The organism is Natrinema hispanicum (assembly GCF_900111485.1).
Classification (GTDB): Archaea; Halobacteriota; Halobacteria; order Halobacteriales; family Natrialbaceae; genus Natrinema; species Natrinema hispanicum_A.
The window spans coordinates 52,939-58,938 of record NZ_FOIC01000017.1 but is presented as its reverse complement, the minus strand read 5'-3'; the positions used below and the strand labels follow the sequence as shown (position 1 = coordinate 58,938).

Annotated in this window: 6 protein-coding genes and 2 pseudogenes; 2 read left to right on the top strand and 6 right to left on the bottom strand. The window is 55.2% G+C overall.

Going from position 1 to position 6,000, the window contains the following annotated elements; translation table 11 throughout:
- Positions 1 to 351: 351 nt before the first annotated feature.
- On the top strand, positions 352 to 1,023 hold the full coding sequence (locus tag BSG09_RS14410; protein ID WP_217650127.1) for an ABC transporter permease subunit: 672 nt from the start codon (positions 352 to 354) through the stop codon (positions 1,021 to 1,023).
- Between the two features lie 223 nt (positions 1,024 to 1,246).
- On the opposite strand, the gene BSG09_RS20230 is transcribed toward BSG09_RS14410, so the two are convergent.
- The 4 genes from BSG09_RS20230 to BSG09_RS14395 all read right to left on the bottom strand — a co-directional run bounded on the left by BSG09_RS20230 (position 1,247) and on the right by BSG09_RS14395 (position 5,001).
- On the bottom strand, positions 1,247 to 1,438 hold the full coding sequence (locus BSG09_RS20230) for a hypothetical protein (protein WP_139246222.1): 192 nt from the start codon (positions 1,436 to 1,438) through the stop codon (positions 1,247 to 1,249).
- A gap of 105 nt (positions 1,439 to 1,543) precedes the next feature.
- Complete coding sequence (locus BSG09_RS14405; protein WP_092934309.1) at positions 1,544 to 3,319, bottom strand: hypothetical protein; 1,776 nt, start codon at positions 3,317 to 3,319, stop codon at positions 1,544 to 1,546.
- On the bottom strand, positions 3,312 to 4,073 hold the full coding sequence (locus BSG09_RS14400; protein ID WP_092934307.1) for an ABC transporter ATP-binding protein: 762 nt from the start codon (positions 4,071 to 4,073) through the stop codon (positions 3,312 to 3,314). Before BSG09_RS14400 ends, BSG09_RS14405 begins: the two co-directional genes overlap by 8 nt.
- 37 nt (positions 4,074 to 4,110) lie before the next feature.
- On the bottom strand, positions 4,111 to 5,001 hold the full coding sequence (locus BSG09_RS14395) for a DUF6159 family protein (RefSeq protein WP_092934305.1): 891 nt from the start codon (positions 4,999 to 5,001) through the stop codon (positions 4,111 to 4,113).
- Positions 5,002 to 5,161: 160 nt separating this feature from the next.
- Here BSG09_RS14395 and BSG09_RS21670 point away from each other — a divergent pair.
- Positions 5,162 to 5,284 (top strand): annotated as a pseudogene (locus BSG09_RS21670) (QacE family quaternary ammonium compound efflux SMR transporter); the annotation flags it as partial.
- Here BSG09_RS21670 and BSG09_RS21745 read toward each other — a convergent pair.
- Positions 5,276 to 5,530 (bottom strand): annotated as a pseudogene (locus BSG09_RS21745) (type II toxin-antitoxin system PemK/MazF family toxin); the annotation flags it as partial. The pseudogenes BSG09_RS21670 and BSG09_RS21745 sit on opposite strands and share 9 nt — an antisense overlap.
- Positions 5,527 to 5,898, bottom strand: a complete 372-nt coding sequence (locus BSG09_RS14380) for a MarR family transcriptional regulator (protein WP_092934303.1) — start codon at positions 5,896 to 5,898, stop codon at positions 5,527 to 5,529. The gene BSG09_RS14380 and the pseudogene BSG09_RS21745, both read right to left, overlap by 4 nt.
- Positions 5,899 to 6,000: the final 102 nt, after the last annotated feature.

Here is a 6,000-nt window from a genome sequence, read left to right as displayed (position 1 = left end):
CGAACCGTCCTTCGGAGGCGGCCTGTCCGCCCACGAAACGAGGCAATATCCGAAAAGGCAGTCGGTGAACGCACATTCCAGAAGAGTGTGTCTGTGCTGACTGTTCAAAGCGAGTACCACGATACCTCCGACTCTGCTGACACCTGCCGGCGTCCCGCTGGCAAAAACAACACCGGGACGCCAAACACGGTCGAGGATAGGGGTAACGGCGGTTTGGCACCGCCACCAGTCCACCAGTTCGATGTGTGGGGCTACCCGTGCCCGAAAGGACTGGTAGTCCGGTGACTGGACTGCGAACCTGAAACTCCTACCGCTCGGGATTCCTCCGCGTTTACGCGGAGGAGGATGTCAATGAACAGCATGGGCCAACCAATGGCCTTCTTCGTGCCGCTGCTTGGATTGGGTATCGCGTACAACTCAATCGTGGGTGAGCGCGAGAGTGGAAGCATCAAACTCGCGCTCGGTTTGCCGAACTCGCGACGTGACATAGTATTCGGGAAGTTCATCGGAAGGAGCATCGTCTTGGCCGTGGCGATACTCACCGCCTTTTTAGTCGTCGCCGTCATCGCATTGCTGACTTACGAGTCGTTCGCAGCCGTTGAGTTCGTACTTTACACCGTGATGACGGTCTTTTACGGATTGGTCTACGTCGCCATCGGGATCGGCTTCTCGTCAACGGTGAACTCCCAGCCTACGGCACTTGCCGGTGCAACGGGCCTCTATGTCCTTTTTCAGTTGGGATGGGACGCCGTCACAGCCGTTCTACAGACGGTGACGGTCGGATGGGTACCGCCAGAATCCGGTCCCCCAGACTGGGTCATATTGGTCTACGTGCTCAACCCGACGGCAGCAATGGAATACGCGACACAGGCGATAATCCCTGAATTCGACGCAATCACGGCGTATCCGGCGTCGGACGCGTTCTACCTTCAGGAGTGGGTCGGATTTCCGATCCTCGCAGCTTGGCTCCTCCTGCCGCTCGGATTCGGATATCGAACTTTCGCACGAATGGAAATACGGTGAACCGCCTCGGGGTCATAATCCCCGAGACACTTGGCCTACTCCGCCTGTAGACGAGACCCCTAACCAGAAGTCCAAACACAAAGCGAGTAGGAAGGACCTTCGACGGGCATTTCGTTCAATCATTGTTCGCCGTCTTCGGAAACTTTCCCCTTAACGTTAGTGTGTCATAGAAAGGTTCTCATGGATAAGAAAAGCGGCCAACACAGGTGAAGAGTATACTGTCTCACTTTTCGGTTTGCCGCCGAAGTACAATATAGAGAAGTGCGAAAGCAAGACCAGATGCCGTCCCCGTAATCACAGCTCCAGTTACGTCGTCATTGAAGAGAATAACCTCAATACCTATCCAGAGAAGAATCCAAACTACCACGACAACTCCTGTGAAAATCAATGGATGTTCTAAACTAATCTCTTCCATTAGTACTCCTTTTCAAATCAAACTTATAAATCCTCTGTCCAGTTCGCGGCCCAACTGACTGGCTGTGAATGATTCTATGACACGCTACTTAACGTGGGAATGGACTCAAAGAGGGACATATCGGTTAAATCGGTGTACAGCATTCTGATACAGTATATATGAACAGAGAATCCCACCGATCAACGTTGCCCCTCCGCCGATGATCTGCAATTGATCAAGTCCAATAGCCAGAATATTCTCTCCAACAGCACGAAACGCGCCAGCAGCCGTGGATAGTATACCGATACCGTCAGGAGAACTGTTGAGCAACTCTAATACGATTGTTGGAACGAAGCCGAATACGCCAGCAAGGACAGTTCGTGCGACTCGTGGTGCAACTAGTAGGGCAGCCAGCAACGCACCTGGGAGCAGTACGAGTACTGCGTGAACGGCAACAGCAGTCATTCGTGGTGGAAGGACATCTCGACTCTGACCGACGCTAATTGCACTAAACCGGGGGAATGCCATTCCGATCGCCGGAGAGATGGTGACAGCAACGACCGTAAGATAGCCGCTGAGGATGACCAGACCGAGTTGCTCACCGATCGTGTATGGTGAAACGAGTCCAGCAAGACCCGTCACAAGAAGGATGATCGGGAGTCCAAAGACCAAACCAGGCACTATGAGACCACGGACGTAGTGATCCCCCGATACAGCTGTGAGTGTTACTGGGAGTACCGCCCCCTCATCACCGAGTGGGTTCATTGCGAACAGAGAGCCGACAAGCCATGGGAGTGCGACTGCAGTCAGTGGAGCACCTAATGCGCCAATTGATCCAGATTGAACAGCTGTACTGACGAGCGGACTGCCGATGGCGAAGACAGGGATGAGGAGAAACATCAACCGGTTCGGATCACGGCGCGTCCGCATGAGTGCCCATTCTGCAACACGTTGGACTGGTGTCGAAACAAATCGAGGGACAACTAGTGGTGTTACGGCAGCTGCGAGGGAATCACGGGTTGCTGGTCGAAGGTTCTCTTTCTCAGCTGTTTGCTCAGACACGCTTCCCTCCGTATCAGGACTCACCGGCTCAATAAACCAAAACACGGCCGTCTCCCGTTCGACAAGGAGTCCACCGACGATGAGTAGTGCTGCACTTCCGGCGATTACGCCGACCGCTCGGAGGGAAGACCCGACAAACGGTGTTCCCACAACTGCGAGATCGGCTAGCCACCCTATTGGGACCCATGCGAGTGCCGCTTGGCTGAGTCCGCTTATTTGTGGATAGAGAAAGAGAAAGTACCCGCCCATTGCAAGCAGCGTAGCAGCTGTTCCGAGTATCGTCTTATGGCGGGCAACGAAAGGCGATGTCGCAACGAGCAACGCAACCGCATACCCCACCGCCGATCCTGCAACCACCACGGTCGCGGCGAAGAGAACGGCAGCTACTGGGAGCAGGATGAGACTTACGGGTGAGCCAAGGAGGAACACGCTAACACCAGTCAGTACCAGAATTGGAAAGCCAGCGTACGCGAGGATTCGCAGCATCTCCGCGACGAGTAGTCCAAATGCGACCGTTCGTGCTGAGACAGTCGTCAACATCAGCGATTCGGCGTTGATTCGCGGTCGTGCTGAGACGACGCGCTGAGCGATGAGATAGACACCGAACAACCAGAACAACGCGACCATTCCGCGAACCATATCTGGAACAGCAAATTCCTCGATATTACGTATCGCATCGGCGAACACGATAGTAACTGCCAGCGTCAAGAGTGATGGAATCACCATCCCGAACGCCATCAACGTGAGCCGGGCTTTATCTTGCCACAGTGCGCGTACTGACCGTCGGAACTCGAACACGCCGATGCTTAGAGCATGTCGCGGCCAGGTTAACTCAGCCATCGGTTGCCTCCACATCTGCGGCGGGATCGGTACTCGTCAGTTCGAGGAACACGTCCTCGAGCGTTTGTGTATCGCCTGTTTCTGCGCGCTGTGTGAGTGTCTCTGGATCGCCTTCAGCAACGAGTTGTCCATCAGAGAGAATACCGACTGTATCTGCGACTTCTTCAACGACGGGAAGAATGTGCGTCGAGAGAAAGACAGTGGTACCTGAATCAGCGAGGTCCAGAATCATCTCTCGAATCGTGCGGGCCGCGCGTGGATCAAGGCCAGACGTGGGTTCATCTAGAAACACGACGTCCGGTTCGTGAAGCACGGCCTGGATATACGCCGTTTTCTGACGCATTCCTTTCGAATAGTCCGCAATTCGCGTCGTAGCGTCGGCTGTGAGATCGAGTTCGTCGAGCAACGTATTGATACGCTCTTGCGTAGCCCTTTCGGGTAAATCACGGAGTCCAGCGACGTACTCGAGTTGTTCGTATGCGGTTGCTTGTTCGTATAGTGGTGGTTCCTCGGGAAGATACCCGAGATGAGGGCGCAGTCCGTCCCGATCCGTGATAGGAACGCCAGCGATAGAACCGGTGCCACTCGTAGGTCGTGTGAGACCGGTAAGCAGCCGCATCGTTGTCGTCTTTCCTGCACCATTCGGTCCCAGAAACCCGTACACACTCCCTTCAGAAATCGATAAGTCTAATCGATCAACAGCGAGCGTCTCGCCATATCGTTTCGTCAATTCACTCGTTTCGATCCTTGGCATAAATTGTTAACTGGTGTTTTGAGGAATGATATGCTCGTTATATTTGACCGCCGCCGGAGCCACCAAGGCGGCCTCCGAGGCGACCTGTGGACGACGACTTGTCACCACCGAACTCACTGAAGTCCATATCGTCGAAGTACTCTGGCGCAGTACTCTCGGTCGCGTAGACGAACAGTGCTGTCTTTGCGACACCACTGAGCGCCTTCCCGAGGAGGAGGCCAAAGATGAACGTAGAGCCACCGATTAGCACCGTTGCCAGCAGTTGGACTGTGCCCATGCCAGCGGTTACGATGAACGTGAGGGCACCGAGCCCGACGCCAGTGAGTGCCAGTAGGGTGGTGACGATGTCGATCGTGCCCATCGCACCGATTGACTCGCCCCATGTGTTTTTGAACGTACTCGCACTCTCTTTGAGCATCTCTGTGACCGATGGGTCACGGAAGACGATCACCGGAACGACGAAGTAGGTCATCACGCTCCACGCCACCGCAAAGACGCCCGCAACGATCCGTGCCACGATGTTGTCCTCTGATTCGATAATTCGGATGACTACACCGACAATCGCGGCGATAAGCGACCAGGCCAACAGCGGCAGTTTCCGTTTCCAAGCGGCGGCCAGCGCTCCTCGGATCGAAGGTTCTTCGCCGTGGAAAACAGTTCGAGTCGCCGCGACCAGCGCCGCCGTGAAAAACGACGCGATGAACGTTTCGACGAGGTAGGCGACAAACAATGCGATGTACACTGCCAGCCCGGGCTCTTGGAGGAACGAGTCCGTGACGTACAGACTCCCGAACAGCGTGACGATGAACGCGACGCCCGAGAGCCCGCCGATGAGTGGGAACACGAACAGTTTCGGGTAAGCTCTGAGCACGCGACCGCTCCGGCGTGCCATGCCGAATCCGATTTTGAGACGCCTAAGCACTCTCATAATACGTCGGATTTATCTCCCAAGATCATTGAAAGATGTGTCCATATTCCGGTCTAGTGATTGTGCCTGTGGTTTTTTCCCTATCAACCTCAATCGCGGTCAAAAGAGTCACCAAAGTATAGAAATATAGCCCGTGAGCGAGAGGTGTTTCAATTAGCCTCTGAATCCATACGCCCTCCTCGGTGCAGCGATCGTGTCCGAACTCAACGGGACCACATCATTGAAGCTCTCGGAAGGTTTTTCCCGGCCGATCCCCGGTTTCGGCGTCGTCGGCTATCGATTGGACGTCCCACGGACGATCCGACTCTCATCCGGCATCCCACCACGAAGCCAACGCTCTTCGGGGATGTCGATGAGGCCGTCCATCCAGGATTTCGACGTCAACGTTAGCGCGATATACTGGTCGCCGTGGACGGCCTTCGTGGTTCGAGAGGATCAGCCAGGGCCGAGCGTCTTCCTCGCCTTTGAATGGATCATCACCGTAGACGACGTCGCCCCGCTCGAAAATCGGTGTCTCTTCGTCGGTCACTGTTCGTCCTCGACGCTCGGGTGGGGTTCCTGCGGTGCGTGCTCGCGCCACGCTTCCTTGTCCTCTGTACCGAGTTGGTCGTTGAACAGAGCCGTTGCTCGTTCGTACCCGCTGTATCCGTCGAGGCGCTCAGCGTCGTCAGTCACCGCCCAGTACGTCGCCTTGTGTTCGACCAGACCACGGCCCTTCAACCGTGAGAGCGCGGTGCTGACTGCGCCCTCGTCGACGCCGATCTGGGAGGCGATTTCGCGGGCCTTGAACGCCCGGTCCTGGTTGGCGGCGAGAAATCCGAGGACTTGATCAGGTACGGAGAATTCTTCGAGCTCGTCTTCGCTCGTGTTCTCGAAGGTGTCTCGGTCGATGGACATCGTTGAATGAGGGTACGTCATCCGCTGTAAAGAGTGTTAGGAGTGAAAGCTACGAAAACACCGAAGGAGAAATCACTATTGACTACGAAGCGATTCGAGAAT